The sequence below is a fragment of the gamma proteobacterium symbiont of Scutellera amethystina genome (assembly GCF_059730845.1).
Window position 1 is genome coordinate 449,908 of sequence record NZ_AP035935.1, and the last position, 18,438, is coordinate 468,345.

Sequence of the window (18,438 nt, forward strand, 5' to 3'; positions counted from 1 at the left end):
TGGCAACAGGCGGGAAACGCATGACAGCGGGAAATGAAAACAATCTGATTTGGATCGACCTGGAAATGACCGGACTGGATCCGGAGCGCGATCGCATTATTGAGATCGCCACCATTGTAACGGATGCCAACCTCAACATTCTGGCCGAAGGGCCGGTGCTGGCGGTGCATCAGTCCGATGCGCAGCTGGCGCTGATGGATGACTGGAACGTGCGCACCCACACCAATAGTGGGCTGGTTGCGCGCGTAAAGGCCAGCCAGCATGACGATCGTGCGGCGGAGCAGGCGACGATTGCGTTTCTGCAGCAGTGGGTTCCGGCCAACACCTCACCGATTTGCGGCAACAGCATTGGCCAGGATCGCCGCTTCCTGTTTAAGTACATGCCGGAGCTGGAAGCCTATTTCCACTACCGCTATCTGGATGTCAGCACGCTGAAAGAGCTGGCGCGCCGCTGGAAGCCAGAGATTCTGCCAGGTTTTAAAAAGGCCGGTACGCATCAGGCGCTGGACGACATTCGCGAGTCCATTGCCGAGCTGGCCTACTACCGCGAGCACTTCCTGCAGCTGTAAATCAACGCGGGTGCGCAGGAAAGCAGCAGTTTGCCGATTAAAACAGCAAACGCGCGCAAAGCGCAAAATTTTGCTTTGCAACGCTTGCGGCGGGAAGGATTTCTCGTATAATGCGCACCCCGTACCGGTGAAGAATTTACAACAGGTACGGAGCAGTAAAAGTAACAAATGTTCTGAATCAGGTAGTTCAGTTGCGCTAAGGCAGTCAACGCCGCAGCAGATTGAAAGACAATGATGCGGGAATAGCTCAGTTGGTAGAGCACGACCTTGCCAAGGTCGGGGTCGCGAGTTCGAGTCTCGTTTCCCGCTCCAGAACGTGCAGTAAAAAGTAATGCATCAGAATTAAGGATTTCAACTGCGTCCAGGCCGTTAAAGCCGCAGCGCAATGAAAGACGACGATTATGCGGGAATAGCTCAGTTGGTAGAGCACGACCTTGCCAAGGTCGGGGTCGCGAGTTCGAGTCTCGTTTCCCGCTCCAGTCTCTGTTGCAGTACGCCATCCAAATCACGGATTTAGTCTTTTTGCGGTTGTTGTGACTTAAGAATGCCGGTACATAATCGAGTATTTGAGTATGCAACAAGGCGGCAACTGAGCGAATCCCTGGGAGCTTACACGAGTAAGTGACCTGGGTGAGCGAAGGCAGCCAACGCCGTGGCAGACTAAAATACGAAGATTATGCGGGAATAGCTCAGTTGGTAGAGCACGACCTTGCCAAGGTCGGGGTCGCGAGTTCGAGTCTCGTTTCCCGCTCCAGATTTTCATATTCACTAAAGTTATTTGCCCCCGGGCACAATCAGACATACAACTGCTGCAGTCGTTTTACCTGTGCGGTTCCGTTTGTTATCTGGAAATTTTGCACGCCGCGTGAGTGCCTGAGATGTCTGCGTCTGTTGCAGTAATCTTACAGGTTATCCACAATGCGCCCGCAACGTGCTGACGGCGTTTTACCCTATCTGCAAAACCGTTTTGAACAGAGTTATCCACAAGCTCTGGACAAGCCCCTGCGTGCAAAACCCGACGTAAATGTTTACAGTAATTATCTAACTCTATGTTTTTTATTGGGTAAATGATATTTCAGACTGTGAATGCCCCTTTTAGACGAAATAACGATCCACGTCACTATTCGGGGAAATAATTTTATTCACAGCATGTGGAAAAGCATAATATCCTGCGCGATTGCTCAATCATGCATCACGCGGTAACCCTTTCTCGACGGCGCGCACCAGCCGCTGCTGCTGTGCCGATTGCACCTCTATCGCCTGCGCCGCGCGCTTTTGCCGCTGTTGCGCTATCGCCCAGTCAATGTGCTCATCCAGCAGCGGATGTTCACCGCGCCGCTGTTCTAATGCCGTGAGATTCCCGGGTGCCCAGGGCGCATTACCCAGCGCCACCGCTACGTTACGCAGCCAGCGCAGATGGCCGATGCGGCGAATGGCGGAGCCTTCCGTGACGCGCAGAAAACGGGCTTCATCCCAGCCGAACAGTTCGACCAGCTGCGGCGCGTGCAGCACCGCGCGCGGCGAAAAATCCTCTTCGTCGGTCAGCTGACCATAGCGATTCCACGGGCAGATCAGCTGGCAGTCGTCACAGCCGTAAATGCGGTTGCCGATCAGCGGGCGCAGCGCTTCGGGAATGGCGCCTTCCAGTTCAATGGTGAGATAGGAGATGCAGCGGCGCGCATCGACGACATAAGGTTCGACGATGGCGCCGGTCGGGCAGATGGTCATGCAGGCGACGCAGCGGCCGCACTGCTCTTGCTGCGGCTCATCCACCGGCAGCGGTAGATCAATCAGCAGTTCGCCGAGGAAAAACCATGAGCCGGCTTCGCGATTAAGCACCAGCGAATGTTTGCCGGTCCAGCCGAGTCCGGCTTTGACGGCAATCGGCCGCTCCAGAATCGGCGCGGAGTCAACAAACGGACGAAAATTGAGTGCGCCGCAGTGGGCCTGGATTTTTTCTCCGAGCTTTTTCAGTCGATTGCGCAATACTTTGTGGTAATCGCGGCCCAGCGCGTAGCGGCTGACATAACCCAGCTGCGGGTTTTTTAACGTGCTGGCAAACGCGGCTTTGGCCGGAAGATAGTTCATGCGTACGCTGATCACGCGCAGCGTGCCGGGCAGCAGTTCATGCGGACGGGCGCGCATCATGCCGTGACGCGCCATCCAGTCCATCTCGCCGTGATACTGTTTCTCCAGCCACTGCTGCAGTTTCGGCTCTTCGGCGCTCAGGTCGGTATCGCAAATCCCCACCTGCTGAAAGCCGAGTTCGCGCCCCCACTGTTTAATCTGTTGAGCGAGCTGTTGAAGATCGAGAGGGTATGACATGAGAGACCAGGCAATTGAAGCAAACGCACGCAGTTTACCACACTCTGTCTGGCCTGCGCAGGCCATGCCGCAACTGGAGTGCGACGCCGCCGATAGCCTGGGACTGACGCTGTATGAACTGATGCAACGCGCCGGGCAGGCCAGTTATGAACGGATTCGCCAGCAGTGGCCGCAGGCGCAGCACTGGCTGATTTTATGCGGCCACGGTAATAACGGCGGCGATGGCTACGTGGTGGCGCGGCTGGCGCAGGCCGCCGGGCTGAGCGTGACGCTGCTGGCCTGTGACAGCGAACGTCCGCTGCCGGAAGAAGCACAGCAGGCGCGCGACGGCTGGCTGGCGGCTGGCGGCGTGATTCATGCCGCCGACGCTGCCTGGCCGGAACACATCGACGTGATTGTTGATGCGCTGCTGGGCACCGGGCTGAATCGCGCGCCTGCCGCGCCTTATCAGTCGCTAATCGAACAGATCAATGCGCACGCCGCGCCGGTGTTTGCCGTCGATATCCCTTCCGGGCTGGTGGCGGCGACCGGCACCACGCCAGGGGCGGCGGTCGTGGCGGACTGTACGTTAAGTATGATTGCGCTGAAGCCCGGTCAGCTAACCGGCAAAGCGCGTGACCACGTCGGCGTGCTGCATTGCGCGACGCTTGGTCTGGACGCGTTTCTGGCTGGCGAGCCGGCGCCGATTCATCGCTACGCGGCAGCGGATTTACCGCGCTGGCTGAAGCCGCGTAAAGCCACCTCGCACAAAGGCGATCACGGCCGTTTGCTGGTGGTCGGCGGCGACAGCGGCACGGCCGGCGCGATCCGCATGACCGGCGAAGCGGCGCTGCGCAGCGGTGCCGGGCTTGTGCGGGTGTTAACGCATGAAGATAATATTGGTCCGATTCTCAGCGCACGACCGGAGCTAATGGTGGATGCCCTGAGCGACGCGCGGCTGGACGACGCGCTGGCGTGGGCGGATGTCATCGCCATCGGCCCCGGTCTTGGCCAGCGTGAATGGGCTCAGAAGGCACTGAAAAAGGTGGCACTGAGTGAAAAGCCGATGCTTTGGGATGCTGATGCGCTTAACCTGCTGGCAATCAATGCAGATAACCGTCAGAATCGCATCATTACGCCGCATCCCGGCGAGGCAGCACGCCTGCTCGGGGTGAAAACCGCAGAGATTGAGAGTGACCGCTTACACGCCGCGCAAACCCTGGCAAACCGCTATGGCGGCGTGGTGGTGCTGAAAGGTGCCGGTACGGTAATTGCCAGCGCGACGGGCGACATGGCGATTGCGGATGTCGGCAATGCAGGCATGGCGTCCGGCGGTATGGGCGATGTGCTGAGCGGTATTATCGCCGCCCTGCTGGGCCAGCAGGCCACCCTGTTTGACGCCGCCTGTGCGGGCTGTGTCGCGCACGGTGCCGCGGCGGATGCGGTAGCGCGACAGCGCGGGACGCGCGGCATGTTAGCCACTGATTTGTTCGCACTGCTGTGGCAGTTTGTTAATCCAGAGATGATCCAACAATAAAGCATGAAGACCTGTGTTATTCCTTTGCCCGATGAGGCGGCAACCCTGAATCTGGGTGCGCAACTGGCCCGCGTTTGCAGCAGCGCGGTGGTGATCTATCTGTATGGCGATCTGGGTGCCGGTAAAACCACCTTCAGCCGCGGTTTTTTGCAGGCGCTTGGCCATCAGGGCAACGTCAAAAGTCCAACCTATACGCTGGTTGAGCCCTATCAGCTGGGCGACCGTAGCCTGTACCATTTCGATCTCTATCGCCTCGCCGACCCGGAAGAGCTGGAGTTTATGGGCATCCGTGACTACTTCAGCGGCGACGCGCTGTGCCTGGTTGAGTGGCCGCAGCAGGGCGCAGGTGTGCTGCCAGAGCCGGATCTGGCACTGACGCTAAGCTACGTCGCCAGCGCGCGCGCAGCGGAAATCAGCGCGCATTCGCCGCTCGGCGACACGCTGCTGCAGCAGTTTCAGCAGGGCAGGGAACCGGCATGATGTCACGCGTTACCGGGATGATGCTCGCCCTGCTGTGTCTGTTCTCCTCGTCGGCGCTGGCCGCGACACTATCAGATATCAAAGTCGATAACGGCGACAGCCAGGCGACGGTGACCCTGAGCTTCAACGGTCAGCCGGTGTATGGCTTCTTTCCGCTACACAACCCGAACCGGGTGGTGCTGGATATTCGCCAGAGCGGCAATATTCAGGGGCTGCCGCTCAACTTTAGCGGCGAAAACATCGTTAAACGGATTCGTAACAGCCAGCCGAAGGATAAGCAGAGCATCCGGCTGGTGTTTGAGCTGACCCAGGCGGCGAAAACGCGCGCCAGTACGCAGCGCGACGGCAATCAGTACCGCGTGGTCTTCACCATCAGCGGCACCCAGCCTGCCAGACGCAGCACCGCGGCGGCACCGGTGACGCGTGCGCGCCAGAGCGACAGCGCTACGACCAGCCAGGGCAATCCGTTCAACGCCAATCCGGTGACGGCGGTGACCAGCAGCAACACCACGGTGCGTCCGGGCGGTGCTGTCAGCCGTAATGATGCAGTGATCGTGGCGATTGATGCCGGACACGGCGGTCAGGATCCTGGCGCGTCGGGCCAGCACGGCTTACATGAAAAGAATGTCACCATCGCCATCGCGCGGAAGCTCAAAGCGCTGATGGATCAGGACCCGATGTTTAAACCGGTGCTGACGCGTAACGGCGACTACTTTATTTCGGTGATGGGCCGTTCCGAGGTGGCGCGTAAAGAGAACGCTAACCTGCTGGTATCGATTCACGCCGACGCCGCACCGAATCACTCTGCTACCGGGGCTTCGGTTTGGGTGCTGTCCAACCGTCGCGCCAACAGCGAAATGGCTAACTGGCTGGAGCAGAAAGAGAAACAGTCTGAGCTGCTGGGCGGCGCGGGCGATCTGCTGGCGAACAGCCAGGCCGATCCCTACCTGAGCCAGGCGGTGCTGGATCTGCAGTTTGGCCATTCACAGCGCGTCGGCTATGACGTGGCGGTTAAAGTGCTGCAGCAGCTGCGCGGCGTGACGCCGTTGCACAAACGTCTGCCGGAACATGCCAGCCTCGGCGTGCTGCGTTCGCCGGACATCCCTTCTTTACTGGTTGAAACCGGCTTTATCAGTAACGCCGGGGAGGAGCGGCTGCTAGGCAGCAGCGCGTATCAGGAAAAGATTGCCCAGTCGATTTACAAAGGACTGCGTAACTATTTCCTCGCGCATCCGCTGCAATCGGTCCCAAAGGAGGAAAACCGGCCGCTGGATCGCGCACCAGCGGTTAGCGTCGCCAGCAACCCGGCGACCGGCACCGTGCAGTACACCGGTGCTACCCAGCGCCATACCGTGACGCGCGGCGAGACGCTGTCCGGCATTGCCGCGCGATACGGGGTCAGCATGGCGACGCTGCGCGAGCTGAATAACCTGAAGCGCGATGTAGTGTGGGTCGGCCAGCGGCTGAAAGTGCCGGCCGGTTCCGGCGTCAGCACCGCGGCCAGCCGTCCGGCGCGGCACAAAGTGGTGCGCGGTGATTCGCTGACGGCGATTGCCGCGAAGTACGGCGTCAGCCCGAAAGCCATCATGCAGGCGAATAACATGAAGTCGAGCAACGTGATGCTGGGGCAAAATTTAAAGATTCCACAATCCTGATGAGGGGCTGCGCGCAGCCCATACCTGATAAGGATCACCACCATGCCAATACAGATTTTACCGCCTCAGCTGGCGAACCAGATTGCCGCTGGCGAAGTGGTTGAGCGCCCGGCCTCGGTCGTAAAAGAGCTGGTGGAAAACAGCCTTGATGCCGGAGCGACGCGCATTGAGGTCGATATTGAGAAAGGCGGTGCAAAGCTGATCCGCATCCGCGACAACGGCTGCGGCATTGCCAGAGATGAACTGGCGATGGCGCTGGCCCGCCACGCCACCAGCAAAATTGCCTCGCTGGATGATCTGGAGGCGATTGTCAGCCTCGGCTTTCGCGGCGAAGCGCTGGCGAGTATCAGCTCGGTGTCGCGCCTGACGCTAACGTCGCGCACCGCCGATCAGCAGGAAGCCTGGCAGGCCTATGCCGAAGGGCGCGATATGGCGGTGACGGTCAAACCCGCCGCCCACCCGGTGGGAACCTCGCTGGAAGTGCTCGATCTGTTCTACAACACGCCTGCCCGCCGTAAATTCATGCGCACCGAAAAGACCGAGTTCACCCATATTGATGAGGTGATTCGCCGCATTGCGCTGGCGCGTTTCGACGTTGCCATTTCGCTGACGCACAACGGCAAGCTGGTGCGTCAGTATCGCGGCGTGACGCAGGAGGCGCAGCGCGAGCGGCGTCTTGGCGCCATCTGCGGGACACCTTTCATGCAGCACGCGCTGCGCATTGACTGGCAGCACGACGATCTGGCGCTGCGCGGCTGGGTGGCCGATCCGGCGGGGTCGCGTCAGGTTACCGACCTGCAGTACTGCTACGTTAACGGTCGCATGATGCGCGACAAGCTGATTAATCACGCCATCCGCCAGGCCTATCAAACCCAGCTCGGTGAAGATCAGCAGCCAGCCTACGTGCTGTATCTGGAGATTGACCCGCACCAGGTGGATGTCAACGTGCATCCCGCGAAGCATGAGGTGCGTTTTCATCAGTCGCGTCTGGTGCATGACTTTATCTGGCAGGGCGTGATGAGCGTGCTGCAGGCCAGTCGCAGCGCCGAATTGCCGCTGGCCCATGCCGAAGAGCCGCCGCCGCAGTGGCAGCCAGAGAACCGCCAGGCCGCCGGGGCGAATCACTTTGCCCAGCCGGCAACCGGTGCGCGCAGCGGTGGCAGCGCGGCATCCGGCGGCACGGGCGGCCAGTGGCAGCCGAAAGAGCCGGGCTATCGCGCGCGTGAAGGGGCGGTTTATCAGCAGCTGATAAAAACGCCGGCGGCGGAAGCGCCACGCGCACCGGCCGCTGAACCCGCGCCCGCGCCACGCCCGGCACCCGCGCGTGAAGCGCCGCTGGCCGCCCACACGCAAAGTTTTGGCCGGGTGCTCAGCGTGATACGCGAGCGCTATGCGCTGCTGGAGCGCGGGGAGACATTGCAGCTGCTGTCATTAAGCGTGGCGGCGCGCTGGCTCAAACAGGCCCAGTTGCAACCCGGCGATGAGGGGCTCAAACCGCAGCCGCTGCTGATCCCGGTACGGCTGAAAATCGCTCACGAAGAGTTAAGCGTGATTGACGCCCAGTCGGCGCTGTTAAGCCAGATGGGCATTGATTTACAACGGGAAGGACAGCATGTGACGCTGCGCGCTGTCCCTTTACCGTTACGAACACAAAATTTACAAATCTTGATTCCAGACCTGTTAGGCTATCTCGCCCGGCAGCAAGAGGTTTCTGCTTCCGCACTGGCCCAGTGGCTGGCGCGACGCGACGATGCGGCAGAACCTCACTGGAATCACTCGCAGGCGATCACGCTGCTGGCAGAGCTCGAACGGCTCTGTCCGCATCTGCTGAAATCGCCGCCTTCAGGTCTGTTACAGACCCTTGAGATTGAGAGCGCGCTAAACGCGTTGAAGCATGAGTGAACTGAACCAGGCTAGCCGGCCAAAGGCAATTTTTTTGATGGGGCCGACCGCCTCCGGTAAGACGGCATTAGCCATTGCGTTGCGTCAGCAACTTCCGGTGGAACTTATTAGCGTTGACTCTGCCTTAATCTATCGCGGGATGGATATTGGCACGGCGAAACCGTCGGCACAGGAGTTGGCGCAGGCACCCCATCGCTTGCTGGACATTCGCGACCCGGCGGAGAGCTATTCCGCTGCTGAGTTTCGTCGCGATGCGCTGGCAGAAATGGCGGAGATTACCCAAAAAGGTAAGATTCCGCTGCTTGTTGGTGGAACCATGCTTTACTTCAAAGCGTTGCTGGAAGGATTGTCGCCGCTGCCCTCGGCCGATCCGGAAGTGCGTCAGCGAATAGAGCAAATGGCGGCGGAAAAAGGCTGGGAAGCCCTGCACCGCCAGCTGTGTGAAATCGATCCGGTCGCCGGTAGTCGTATTCATCCGAATGATCCGCAGAGACTTTCGCGAGCACTGGAAGTTTTTTTTATTTCGGGTAAAACTTTAACGGAACTGACAAAAACGGCCGGTGAAGCGTTACCCTACGATGTGTACCAGTTTGCTATCGCTCCGGCGAGCCGTGAACTGTTACACCAGCGCATCGCGTTGCGTTACGACCAGATGTTAGCGTCAGGTTTTGAAGCGGAGGCTCGGGCACTGTTTGCACGAGGTGATTTGCATACGGACATGCCTTCCATTCGCTGTGTTGGTTACCGTCAGATGTGGTCTTATCTGTCTGGCGAAATCGATTACGACGAAATGGTTTATCGGGGAATTTGCGCCACCCGGCAGCTCGCTAAACGCCAGATGACCTGGTTACGTGGCTGGCCCGACGTCCACTGGTTAGACAGTGACGCGCCAGAATTAGCGCGTAATGCGGTGCTTCAGGTTGTTAGTGCGTAGCAGGGATGATTGTGTACAATTGGTCCGTTATCGTGCGCAAATTTTTACGCAGTTTTTCTGAACCACGGTTCACAAAGTAACAAACAACAAGCATATAAGGAAAAGATAGAATGGCTAAGGGGCAATCATTACAAGACCCGTTTTTGAACGCATTGCGTCGTGAACGTGTACCGGTTTCGATCTATTTGGTGAATGGTATTAAGCTGCAGGGACAAATTGAATCCTTTGATCAGTTCGTCATTCTGTTGAAAAACACGGTAAGCCAGATGGTGTATAAGCACGCCATCTCTACAGTGGTTCCTTCTCGTCCGGTTTCGCACCATAGCAACAACGCGGGCGGCAGCGGTGGCAGTAACTACCACCATGGCGGAAGCAACCAGGGCGCTCAGTCGCAGCCACAACAAGACGGCGATAACGCAGAGTAATTCTGCACGGCCGTAAAGCCAGGGCTGGGGAGCGAGTGCGTTTTCCCGTCCTGGTTATTTTATTTTAGCGAGGTTATAGCTTGTTTGACCGTTATGATGCCGGTGAGCAGGCCGTACTGGTACACATCTGGTTCTCCCAAGACAAAGAGCTGGAAGATTTGCAGGAGTTTGAAACTCTTGTCTCTTCTGCGGGCGTCGATGCGCTGCAAGTGATTACCGGCAGCCGTAAAGCGCCACATCCCAAATATTTTGTCGGTGAAGGAAAGGCAGTTGAAATTGCCGATGCGGTGAAAGCGAGTGGAGCATCGGTCGTTTTATTCGATCATGCCTTATCCCCTGCTCAGGAACGTAATCTTGAGCGGCTGTGCGAATGTCGCGTAATCGATCGCACCGGCTTAATTCTCGATATTTTTGCCCAGCGCGCCCGCACCCATGAAGGGAAATTGCAGGTCGAGCTGGCACAGTTACGCCATCTTGCCACCCGTCTGGTGCGCGGATGGACTCACCTTGAGCGGCAGAAAGGCGGTATCGGCCTGCGTGGACCGGGTGAAACCCAGCTGGAAACCGACCGGCGCTTACTGCGCGGCCGTATAAGCCAGATTCTGTCCCGCCTTGAACGCGTGGAAAAACAGCGTGAGCAGGGACGTCAGGCGCGTGCGAAAGCCGATGTGCCGACCGTCTCCCTGGTGGGCTACACCAACGCCGGCAAATCCACCCTGTTCAACGCCATCACTTCAGCCAACGTGTATGCTGCCGACCAGCTGTTCGCCACGCTGGACCCGACGCTGCGCCGCCTCAACGTGGCCGATGTCGGCGAAGTGGTGCTGGCGGATACGGTAGGCTTTATCCGTCACCTGCCGCATGACTTAGTGGCGGCGTTTAAAGCCACCCTGCAGGAAACCCGTCAGGCGTCGCTGCTGCTGCACGTGATTGACGCCGCGGATTTGCGCGTCAATGACAACATCGACGCCGTAAACGAAGTGCTGGCAGAGATTGAAGCCGATGAGATTCCGGTGCTGCTGGTGATGAACAAGATCGATATGCTGGATGGCTTTGAGCCGCGTATCGATCGCGACGAAGAGAACCGGCCGACGCGCGTGTGGCTGTCGGCGCAGAGCGGTGCCGGTTTGCCGCTGCTGTGGCAGGCGCTGTCCGAGCGCTTAGCCGGTGAAGTGGCGCAGTATGATTTACGTCTGCCGCCGGAAGCGGGCCGCCTGCGCAGCCGCTTCTATCAGCTGCAGGCGATTGAAAAAGAGTGGAATGAAGAAGATGGCTGCGTAGGTTTGCAGGTGCGAATGCCGATTGTTGACTGGCGCCGCTTGTGCAAGCAGGAACCGCAGCTCGCCAGTTATATTGTTTGACCGTTGCCCAACTCATTTACCCCAAGACGTGCCCGGCACGTGGCAGGGTAAACTTATATACAATAAATGGAGTAGAGACATGGCGTGGAATCAGCCCGGAAATAACGGACAGGACCGCGACCCGTGGGGAAGCAGCAATAACCAAGGCGGCAACTCTGGGGGAAATAAAGGAGGTCGCGATCAGGGACCTCCTGATCTGGATGATATCTTCCGTAAGCTGAGTAAAAAACTCGGCGGACTGGGCGGTGGCAAACAGAGCGATAACGGCCAGCGCAGCGGCGGCAGCGGTGGCAAACTGGTTGGCATTGTCGCCGTGGCGGCAGTGGTCATCTGGGCAGCCAGTGGTTTCTACACCATCAAAGAAGCGGAACGCGGGGTCGTGACGCGTTTCGGCAAATTCAGCCATCTGGTTGAGCCTGGCCTCAACTGGAAACCGACCTTTATCGATCAGGTGCGGGCCGTCAACGTCGAAGCGGTGCGTGAGCTGGCGGCGTCGGGCGTGATGCTGACTTCGGACGAGAACGTGGTGCGCGTGGAGATGAACGTGCAGTACCGCGTGACCGATCCGGAGCGCTACCTGTATGCGGTGACCAGTGCCGATGACAGCCTGCGTCAGGCCACTGACAGCGCGCTGCGCGGCGTGATTGGCCGCTCGACCATGGACCGTATCCTCACCGAAGGCCGTACCGTCGTGCGTAGCGATACCCAGCGTGAAATCGACGAAACCATTCGTCCTTACAACATGGGTATTACGCTGCTTGACGTCAACTTCCAGGCGGCGCGTCCACCGGAAGAGGTCAAAGCCGCGTTTGACGATGCGATTGCCGCCCGCGAAAACCGCGAGCAGTACGTGCGTGAAGCTGAAGCGTACGCCAACGAAGTGCAGCCGCGTGCTAACGGCCAGGCGCAGCGTATTCTTGAAGAGGCGCGAGCCTACAAAGAGCGTACTGTGCTGGAAGCGCAGGGTGAAGTGGCGCGGTTCGCGCGTCTGCTGCCGGAGTACAAAGCCGCACCGCAGATCACCAAAGAACGTCTTTATATTGAAAGCATGGAGCGCGTGCTCAGCCATACCCGCAAAGTGCTGGTTAACGACCGTGGCAACAGCCTGATGGTGCTGCCGCTGGATCAGCTGATGCGTGGCGGCCAGGCAGGCGGCCAGAGCGGTCAGAACAATGCCAATCTGATGAAGTTACCGTCGTCACCGGGCAGCAATGCCGGCCGCGGCGACACTTCATCCTACAGTCCGGACAGCATCATGGATCAGCGTCGCGCCAATGCGCTGCGTAACGATACCCAGCGCGAAGGGAGGGAGTAATCGATGCGTAAGCCAATCATCGCCGTAATTATTGTTGTTCTGGTGGTGCTGTACGCCTCACTGTTCGTGGTGCAGGAAGGCCAGCGCGGTATCGTGCTGCGCTTTGGTAAAGTGCTGCGTGATGATGAGAACAAGCCGCAGGTGTACGCACCGGGCCTGCACTTCAAGATTCCGTTTATCGAAACCGTGAAGTCGCTGGATGCGCGCATCCAGACCATGGATAACCAGGCCGATCGTTTCGTCACCAAAGAGAAGAAAGACCTGATTGTTGACTCTTACATCAAGTGGCGCATCAGCGATTTCAGCCGTTACTACCTCGCGACCGGCGGTGGCGATGTGTCTCAGGCGGAAGTGCTGCTGAAACGTAAATTCAGCGACCGTCTGCGTTCAGAAATGGGCCGTCTTGATGTGAAAGATATCGTCACCGACTCGCGTGGCCGTCTGACTACCGACGTACGCGATGCGCTGAACACCGGCAGTGCCGGCAATGACGACGAAGTGCAGACGCCAGCCGCTGACGATGCGATTGCCAGCGCGGCTGCCCGCGTTGAGCGCGAGACCAACAGCAATGAGCCAGCGCCAAACCCGAACAGTATGGCGGCGCTGGGTATTCAGGTGGTCGACGTGCGCATCAAGCAGATCAACCTGCCGACCGAAGTGTCGGACGCGATCTACAACCGTATGCGCGCCGAGCGTGAAGCGGTAGCACGTAGCCAGCGCTCACAGGGTCAGGAAGAGGCGGAAAAACTGCGCGCCCAGGCCGATTATCAGGTAACCCGTACGCTGGCAGAAGCGCAGCGTCAGGCGCTGATCAGCCGTGGTGAAGGGGATGGTGAAGCGGCCAAGCTGTTCGCTGACGCCTTCAGCCAGGATCCTGATTTCTATGCCTTTATCCGCAGCCTGCGTGCCTATGAGAACAGCTTCGCGGACAATCAGGACGTGATGGTGCTGAGCCCGGATAGCGATTTCTTCCGCTATATGAAGGCGCCAACTAACGTCTCGCGTTAATAACTGTTATAACCTTGAGGCCGACACTGATGTCGGCCTTTTTTTTGGGAAAACAGAATGAACACAACCGTCTGGATGGCGCTGGCTTTGGTGCTGGTGCTGGAGGGATTAGGACCGATGCTGCTGCCGCGCCTGTGGCGTCGCATGATTCTGGCGATGACGCAGTTACCTGACCGTATACTGCACCGTTTTGGCGGCGGGCTGGTGGTGGCGGGCGTGGTGATTTACGCCATGCTGAGCACGCACGCGAATGGCTGAGCAAAAATCTGCGCGCTGCCGCACGGCTAAATTGTGTCTGCTGCAGAGCATTGCCCCCAACATGTTGTAGTGATCAAAACTCAGGCAAAAAACAGCGCAATCGTATGCTAAAAGTGCTGAAAGAGTGAAAATCCGATGGTAGAATCCATTTTTAAGCAATCGGTGATTTTAGAAAATGGGTAAGAACGTCGTCGTACTGGGCACCCAATGGGGTGATGAAGGTAAAGGTAAGATCGTAGACCTTCTGACTGAACGCGCGAAATATGTTGTGCGTTACCAGGGTGGCCACAATGCAGGCCATACACTTGTCATCAACGGTGAGAAAACCGTCCTCCACTTAATTCCCTCTGGCATCCTGCGTGAAAACGTCACCAGCATCATTGGTAATGGTGTTGTGCTGTCGCCTGAAGCCCTGATGAAAGAGATGAACGGTCTGGAAGCGCGCGGTGTGCCGGTACGTGAACGTCTGCTGATCTCTGAAGCTTGTCCGCTGATTCTGCAATACCATGTGGCGATGGACCTGGCGCGTGAAAAAGCGCGCGGTGCCAAAGCTATCGGTACCACCGGTCGTGGTATCGGCCCAGCCTACGAAGATAAAGTTGCCCGTCGCGGTCTGCGCGTCAGCGACCTGTTCAACAAAGAAACCTTCGCCGTGAAGCTGAAAGAGATCGTTGATTTCTACAACTTCCAGCTGGTGAACTACTACAAAGAAGATGCAGTAGACTACGATAAAGTGCTGAGCGATGTACTGGCGGTGGCCGACATCCTGACCGGCATGGTCGTTGACGTGTCTGAACTGCTGGACGGCGCGCGTAAGCGTGGCGACCTGATCATGTTTGAAGGCGCACAGGGTACGCTGCTGGATATCGACCACGGTACATATCCGTACGTGACTTCGTCCAACACCACTGCTGGTGGCGTGGCGACCGGTTCAGGTATCGGTCCACGTTACGTGGATTACGTGCTGGGCATCGTCAAAGCTTACTCCACCCGCGTTGGTGCCGGTCCATTCCCGACCGAACTGTTTGATGAAACCGGCGAGTTCCTGTGTGAGAAAGGTCATGAGTTCGGTGCCACCACCGGCCGTCGTCGTCGTACCGGCTGGCTGGATGCGGTAGCTGTGCGCCGCGCGGTGCAGATCAACTCCCTGTCCGGCTTCTGCATGACCAAACTGGACGTGCTGGATGGCCTGAAAGAGGTGAAAATCTGCGTCGGTTACCGTATGCCGGATGGCCGCGAGATGACCACCACGCCGCTGGCGGCAGAAGGCTGGGAAGGCATCGAGCCGATTTATGAAACTCTGCCGGGCTGGAGTGAAAACACCTTTGGTGTTAAAACACTGGAAGGCCTGCCGCAGGCAGCACGTGATTACATCAAACGTGTTGAAGAAGTGACTGGCGTGCCGATTGATATTATTTCAACCGGTCCCGACCGTAGTGAGACCATGATTCTGCGCGATCCGTTCGACGCTTAATCACGTTTTGCAGGCCGGACACTGTCCGGCCTTCGTTTATCTGCTCTTTGACTCCGCTCACTTCATTTTTTCCTGCTGGTTTCGGGAGTTGCAGGAAAAAAGCGCTCCGGGTTTTCCACACTGGTTTATCATCAATGTTAATCGAAGCGCTCACGGGCGTTATAACAACAATATCGATGATTCACTGAGGTACATGTGCAGCTAACAAGTTTTACCGATTTCGGTCTGCGCGCCCTGATTTACATGGCGACATTGCCGCAAGGTCAGCAGACCAACATTACCGAAGTCACCGATACCTACGGGGTATCGCGTAACCATATGGTTAAAATCATCAATCAACTGAGCCGGGCCGGCTTTGTTGCCGCGACACGCGGTAAAAACGGCGGAATTCGTTTAGGCATGGACCCGGAAAAAATCGTCATTGGCGATGTCGTGAGAAAAATGGAGCCTTTGCAGCTGGTAAACTGTAAAGAGTGTGCGATAAATCCCGCCTGTCGCCTGCGTAGCGCGCTGAATAATGCGGTCCAGCTATTCCTGCAGGAACTGGATAAATATACGCTCGCCGACCTGGTGCAAAACAACGATTCGCTTTACCACATCTTATTGTCCGAACCGCCGGTGGCAATTCCACATAAATGACATCGGAGGAACCGTAATGTCAAAAGATCCCTTTCAGGATAGAGAAGCTGAAAAGTACGAAAATCCTATTCCCAGTCGGGAATTTATCCTCGCGCTATTAGAAAAGCGTGAAAAGCCGGCGAGCCGCGAAGAGATCGCCGAAGAGTTAAACATCACCAGCGAAGATCAGCTTGAAGCGCTGCGTCGCCGCCTGCGCGCCATGGAGCGTGACGGCCAGCTGGTGTTCACCCGTCGCCAGTGCTACGCCCTGCCGGAGCGTCTGGATTTACTGCGCGGCAAAGTGATTGGCCATCGCGATGGCTACGGCTTCCTGCGCGTTGATGGTCAGAAAGATGACTTCTACCTCTCGGCGGAGCAGATGAAGTTCTGCCTGCACGGTGATGTCATCCTCGCCCAGCCAGGCGGCTCCGACCGCAAAGGGCGGCGTGAAGCGCGCGTGGTTCGCGTGCTGGAACCGCGCAACAGCCAGATTGTTGGCCGCTACTTCACCGATGCCGGCACCGGCTTCGTGGTACCGGACGACAGCCGTCTGAGTTTTGACATTCTGATCCCGGCGGAAGAGACGCTGAATGCGCGCATGGGATCGGTGGTTGTGGTGGAGATCGTGCAGCGCGCGACGCGCCGCAGCAAAGCCATCGGCAAAATTACAGAAATTCTCGGCGACAACATGGGCACCGGTCTGGCCGTGGATATGGCGCTGCGCACCCATGAAATTCCCCACTCATGGCCGGAAGAAGTTGAGAAAGAGATTTCCAGGCTGAAAGAGCTGGTACCGGAATCGGCGAAAAAAGGCCGTGTCGACCTGCGTGAACTGCCGCTGGTGACCATCGACGGTGAAGACGCGCGTGACTTCGATGACGCCGTTTACTGCGAGAAAAAACGCGGCGGCGGCTGGCGCCTGTGGGTGGCGATTGCCGACGTCAGTTATTACGTGCGTCCCGGCACCGCGCTGGATAACGAAGCGCAGCAGCGCGGCACCTCGGTCTACTTCCCGTCGCAGGTGATACCGATGCTGCCGGAGATTCTCTCGAACGGCCTGTGCTCGCTCAATCCGCAGGTGGATCGCCTGTGCATGGTGTGCGAGATGACCATCTCGGCCAGCGGTAAACTCACCGGCTTCAAACATTACGAAGCGGTGATGAACTCACATGCGCGTCTGACCTACAACAAAGTGTGGAGCATTCTGCAGGGCAACCCGGAGCTGCGTGAACAGTATGCGGCGCAGGTGAAGCACCTCGAAGAGCTGCACCGCATGTATGAGGTGCTGGAAACCGCCCGCGAACAGCGCGGTGGCATCTCGTTTGAAACCGACGAAGCCAAATTCATCTTCAACGCTGAGCGTCGCATTGAGCGCGTGGAGCGCACTGTACGTAACGATGCGCACAAGCTGATTGAAGAGTGCATGATTCTGGCCAACATCGCCTCCGCGCGTTTCGTTGAGAAACATCAGGAGCCGGCGCTGTTCCGCGATCACGATCGCCCGAGCGAAGACAGCATCACCAGCTTCCGTACCGTGCTGGGCGAGCTGGGCCTCAGCCTGCCGGGTGGGTCGAAACCGCAGCCGATCGATTATGCCGATCTGCTGACGCAGATTGCCGACCGTCCGGATGCTGAAATGCTGCAAACCATGCTGCTGCGTTCGATGAAGCAGGCGGTGTACGATCCGGAAAACCGCGGTCACTTTGGCCTGGCGCTGGCGTCGTATGCGCACTTTACCTCGCCGATCCGTCGCTATCCGGATCTGCTGCTGCACCGTGCCATCAAGTACCTGCTGGCTAAAGAGCAGGGCACGGTAAAAGGCAACACCACGCCAACCGGTGGTTATCACTACGATATGCAGCAGATGCTGCAGCTGGGTCAGCACTGTTCGATGACCGAACGCCGTGCCGACGAAGCGACGCGCGATGTGGCCGACTGGCTGAAGTGCGACTTTATGCAGGATCAGGTGGGTAACGTATTCAACGGCGTGATCTCCAGCGTGACCGGCTTTGGCTTCTTTGTTCGCCTCAACGATCTGTTCATTGATGGCCTGGTGCACGTCTCCACGCTGGACAATGATTACTACCGCTTCGATCCGGTGGGCCAGCGTCTGATTGGCGAATCCGGCGGTCGCACTTACCGTCTGGGTGATGCGGTGGAAGTGCGCGTTGACGCGGTGCACATGGATGAGCGCAAGATCGATTTCGCGCTGATCTCCAGCAAACGCGTACCGCGCGGTGAAGGAAAAACCGCGCGCGAGCGTGAGAAGCGTGGCGGCAAGCCACCGGCGAAGCGGCGTCGCGATGCGGGTCGCAAGGGCAACTTTGAGCCGGACGCCGCTTTCCGCGGTGAGAAGCAGCCGGCTGCGGCGAATAAAAGCGAGAAAAAAAGCAAAAAAGTCTCCGAAAAAACCCGTAAAATCGCCGCCGCAACCAAGGCGAAGCGCGCAGTGAAGAAGAAGGCCAGCGAAGCCTGATGGCCTCTTCATCCGCCAGCGGCCAGGTGCGTCAGCGCTGACGCACCTTGCTCAACCCTGTTTCGCAGGCTGCGCCCCAACGCGCAGCCTGATTAATGTTCTGTATTCAACGATATACATCC

The 18,438-nt window shown here is 58.1% G+C and carries 15 protein-coding genes and 3 tRNA genes; 17 read left to right on the forward strand and 1 reads right to left on the reverse strand.

Annotation, left to right across the window (positions count from 1 at the left end):
- The first annotated feature begins 20 nt into the window (after positions 1 to 20).
- From orn to AC6I79_RS02165, 4 genes are all read left to right on the forward strand, one after another.
- Positions 21 to 569, forward strand: coding sequence for an oligoribonuclease (gene orn, locus AC6I79_RS02150; protein WP_021508132.1), 549 nt, complete (start codon positions 21 to 23; stop codon positions 567 to 569).
- A 236-nt stretch (positions 570 to 805) separates the two neighbouring features.
- Positions 806 to 881: transfer RNA gene (locus AC6I79_RS02155), tRNA-Gly, on the forward strand.
- A 91-nt stretch (positions 882 to 972) separates the two neighbouring features.
- Positions 973 to 1,048, forward strand: a tRNA-Gly gene (locus tag AC6I79_RS02160).
- 199 nt (positions 1,049 to 1,247) lie between these two features.
- Positions 1,248 to 1,323, forward strand: a tRNA-Gly gene (locus tag AC6I79_RS02165).
- Positions 1,324 to 1,754: 431 nt separating this feature from the next.
- On the opposite strand, the gene queG is transcribed toward AC6I79_RS02165, so the two are convergent.
- A complete protein-coding gene (gene queG / locus AC6I79_RS02170) occupies positions 1,755 to 2,894 on the reverse strand; it encodes a tRNA epoxyqueuosine(34) reductase QueG (protein ID WP_159377420.1) in 1,140 nt (379 codons plus the stop codon).
- On the opposite strand from queG, the gene nnr reads away from it, so the two are divergent.
- From nnr to rnr, 13 genes are all read left to right on the forward strand, one after another.
- On the forward strand, positions 2,893 to 4,410 hold the full coding sequence (gene nnr, locus AC6I79_RS02175) for a bifunctional ADP-dependent NAD(P)H-hydrate dehydratase/NAD(P)H-hydrate epimerase (RefSeq protein WP_072217103.1): 1,518 nt from the start codon (positions 2,893 to 2,895) through the stop codon (positions 4,408 to 4,410). The genes queG and nnr overlap by 2 nt on opposite strands.
- Positions 4,411 to 4,413: 3 nt before the next feature.
- On the forward strand, positions 4,414 to 4,890 hold the full coding sequence (gene tsaE / locus AC6I79_RS02180; RefSeq protein ID WP_059012451.1) for a tRNA (adenosine(37)-N6)-threonylcarbamoyltransferase complex ATPase subunit type 1 TsaE: 477 nt from the start codon (positions 4,414 to 4,416) through the stop codon (positions 4,888 to 4,890).
- A complete protein-coding gene (amiB, locus tag AC6I79_RS02185; protein ID WP_159377421.1) occupies positions 4,887 to 6,545 on the forward strand; it encodes an N-acetylmuramoyl-L-alanine amidase AmiB in 1,659 nt (552 codons plus the stop codon). The genes tsaE and amiB overlap by 4 nt, the downstream gene beginning before the upstream one ends.
- A gap of 42 nt (positions 6,546 to 6,587) precedes the next feature.
- Positions 6,588 to 8,447 carry a DNA mismatch repair endonuclease MutL gene (gene mutL / locus AC6I79_RS02190; protein ID WP_264441923.1) on the forward strand — a complete coding sequence of 620 codons (1,860 nt, stop codon included), beginning with the start codon at positions 6,588 to 6,590 and terminating at the stop codon, positions 8,445 to 8,447.
- Positions 8,440 to 9,381, forward strand: coding sequence for a tRNA (adenosine(37)-N6)-dimethylallyltransferase MiaA (gene miaA / locus AC6I79_RS02195; RefSeq protein ID WP_031280158.1), 942 nt, complete (start codon positions 8,440 to 8,442; stop codon positions 9,379 to 9,381). Before mutL ends, miaA begins: the two co-directional genes overlap by 8 nt.
- A gap of 110 nt (positions 9,382 to 9,491) precedes the next feature.
- Positions 9,492 to 9,806: an RNA chaperone Hfq gene (hfq, locus tag AC6I79_RS02200; protein ID WP_010618006.1), complete on the forward strand. Its 315-nt coding sequence runs from the start codon at positions 9,492 to 9,494 to the stop codon at positions 9,804 to 9,806.
- 80 nt (positions 9,807 to 9,886) lie between these two features.
- On the forward strand, positions 9,887 to 11,167 hold the full coding sequence (hflX, locus tag AC6I79_RS02205; protein WP_021509763.1) for a ribosome rescue GTPase HflX: 1,281 nt from the start codon (positions 9,887 to 9,889) through the stop codon (positions 11,165 to 11,167).
- 79 nt (positions 11,168 to 11,246) lie between these two features.
- Positions 11,247 to 12,482: an FtsH protease activity modulator HflK gene (hflK, locus tag AC6I79_RS02210; protein WP_021509762.1), complete on the forward strand. Its 1,236-nt coding sequence runs from the start codon at positions 11,247 to 11,249 to the stop codon at positions 12,480 to 12,482.
- A gap of 3 nt (positions 12,483 to 12,485) precedes the next feature.
- Positions 12,486 to 13,490, forward strand: coding sequence for a protease modulator HflC (gene hflC, locus AC6I79_RS02215; protein WP_021509761.1), 1,005 nt, complete (start codon positions 12,486 to 12,488; stop codon positions 13,488 to 13,490).
- 57 nt (positions 13,491 to 13,547) lie between these two features.
- Positions 13,548 to 13,748: a DUF2065 domain-containing protein gene (locus tag AC6I79_RS02220; protein ID WP_031280157.1), complete on the forward strand. Its 201-nt coding sequence runs from the start codon at positions 13,548 to 13,550 to the stop codon at positions 13,746 to 13,748.
- Between the two features lie 175 nt (positions 13,749 to 13,923).
- Complete coding sequence (locus AC6I79_RS02225; RefSeq protein WP_125309934.1) at positions 13,924 to 15,222, forward strand: adenylosuccinate synthase; 1,299 nt, start codon at positions 13,924 to 13,926, stop codon at positions 15,220 to 15,222.
- A 195-nt stretch (positions 15,223 to 15,417) separates the two neighbouring features.
- Positions 15,418 to 15,861 (forward strand): nitric oxide-sensing transcriptional repressor NsrR, encoded by a 444-nt coding sequence (gene nsrR / locus AC6I79_RS02230; protein WP_021509758.1) that lies wholly within the window; start codon positions 15,418 to 15,420, stop codon positions 15,859 to 15,861.
- A gap of 16 nt (positions 15,862 to 15,877) precedes the next feature.
- The gene (gene rnr, locus AC6I79_RS02235; RefSeq protein ID WP_159378464.1) at positions 15,878 to 18,316 is read left to right on the forward strand and encodes a ribonuclease R; all 2,439 of its coding nucleotides are present in this window, start codon (positions 15,878 to 15,880) and stop codon (positions 18,314 to 18,316) included.
- Positions 18,317 to 18,438 lie beyond the last annotated feature (122 nt).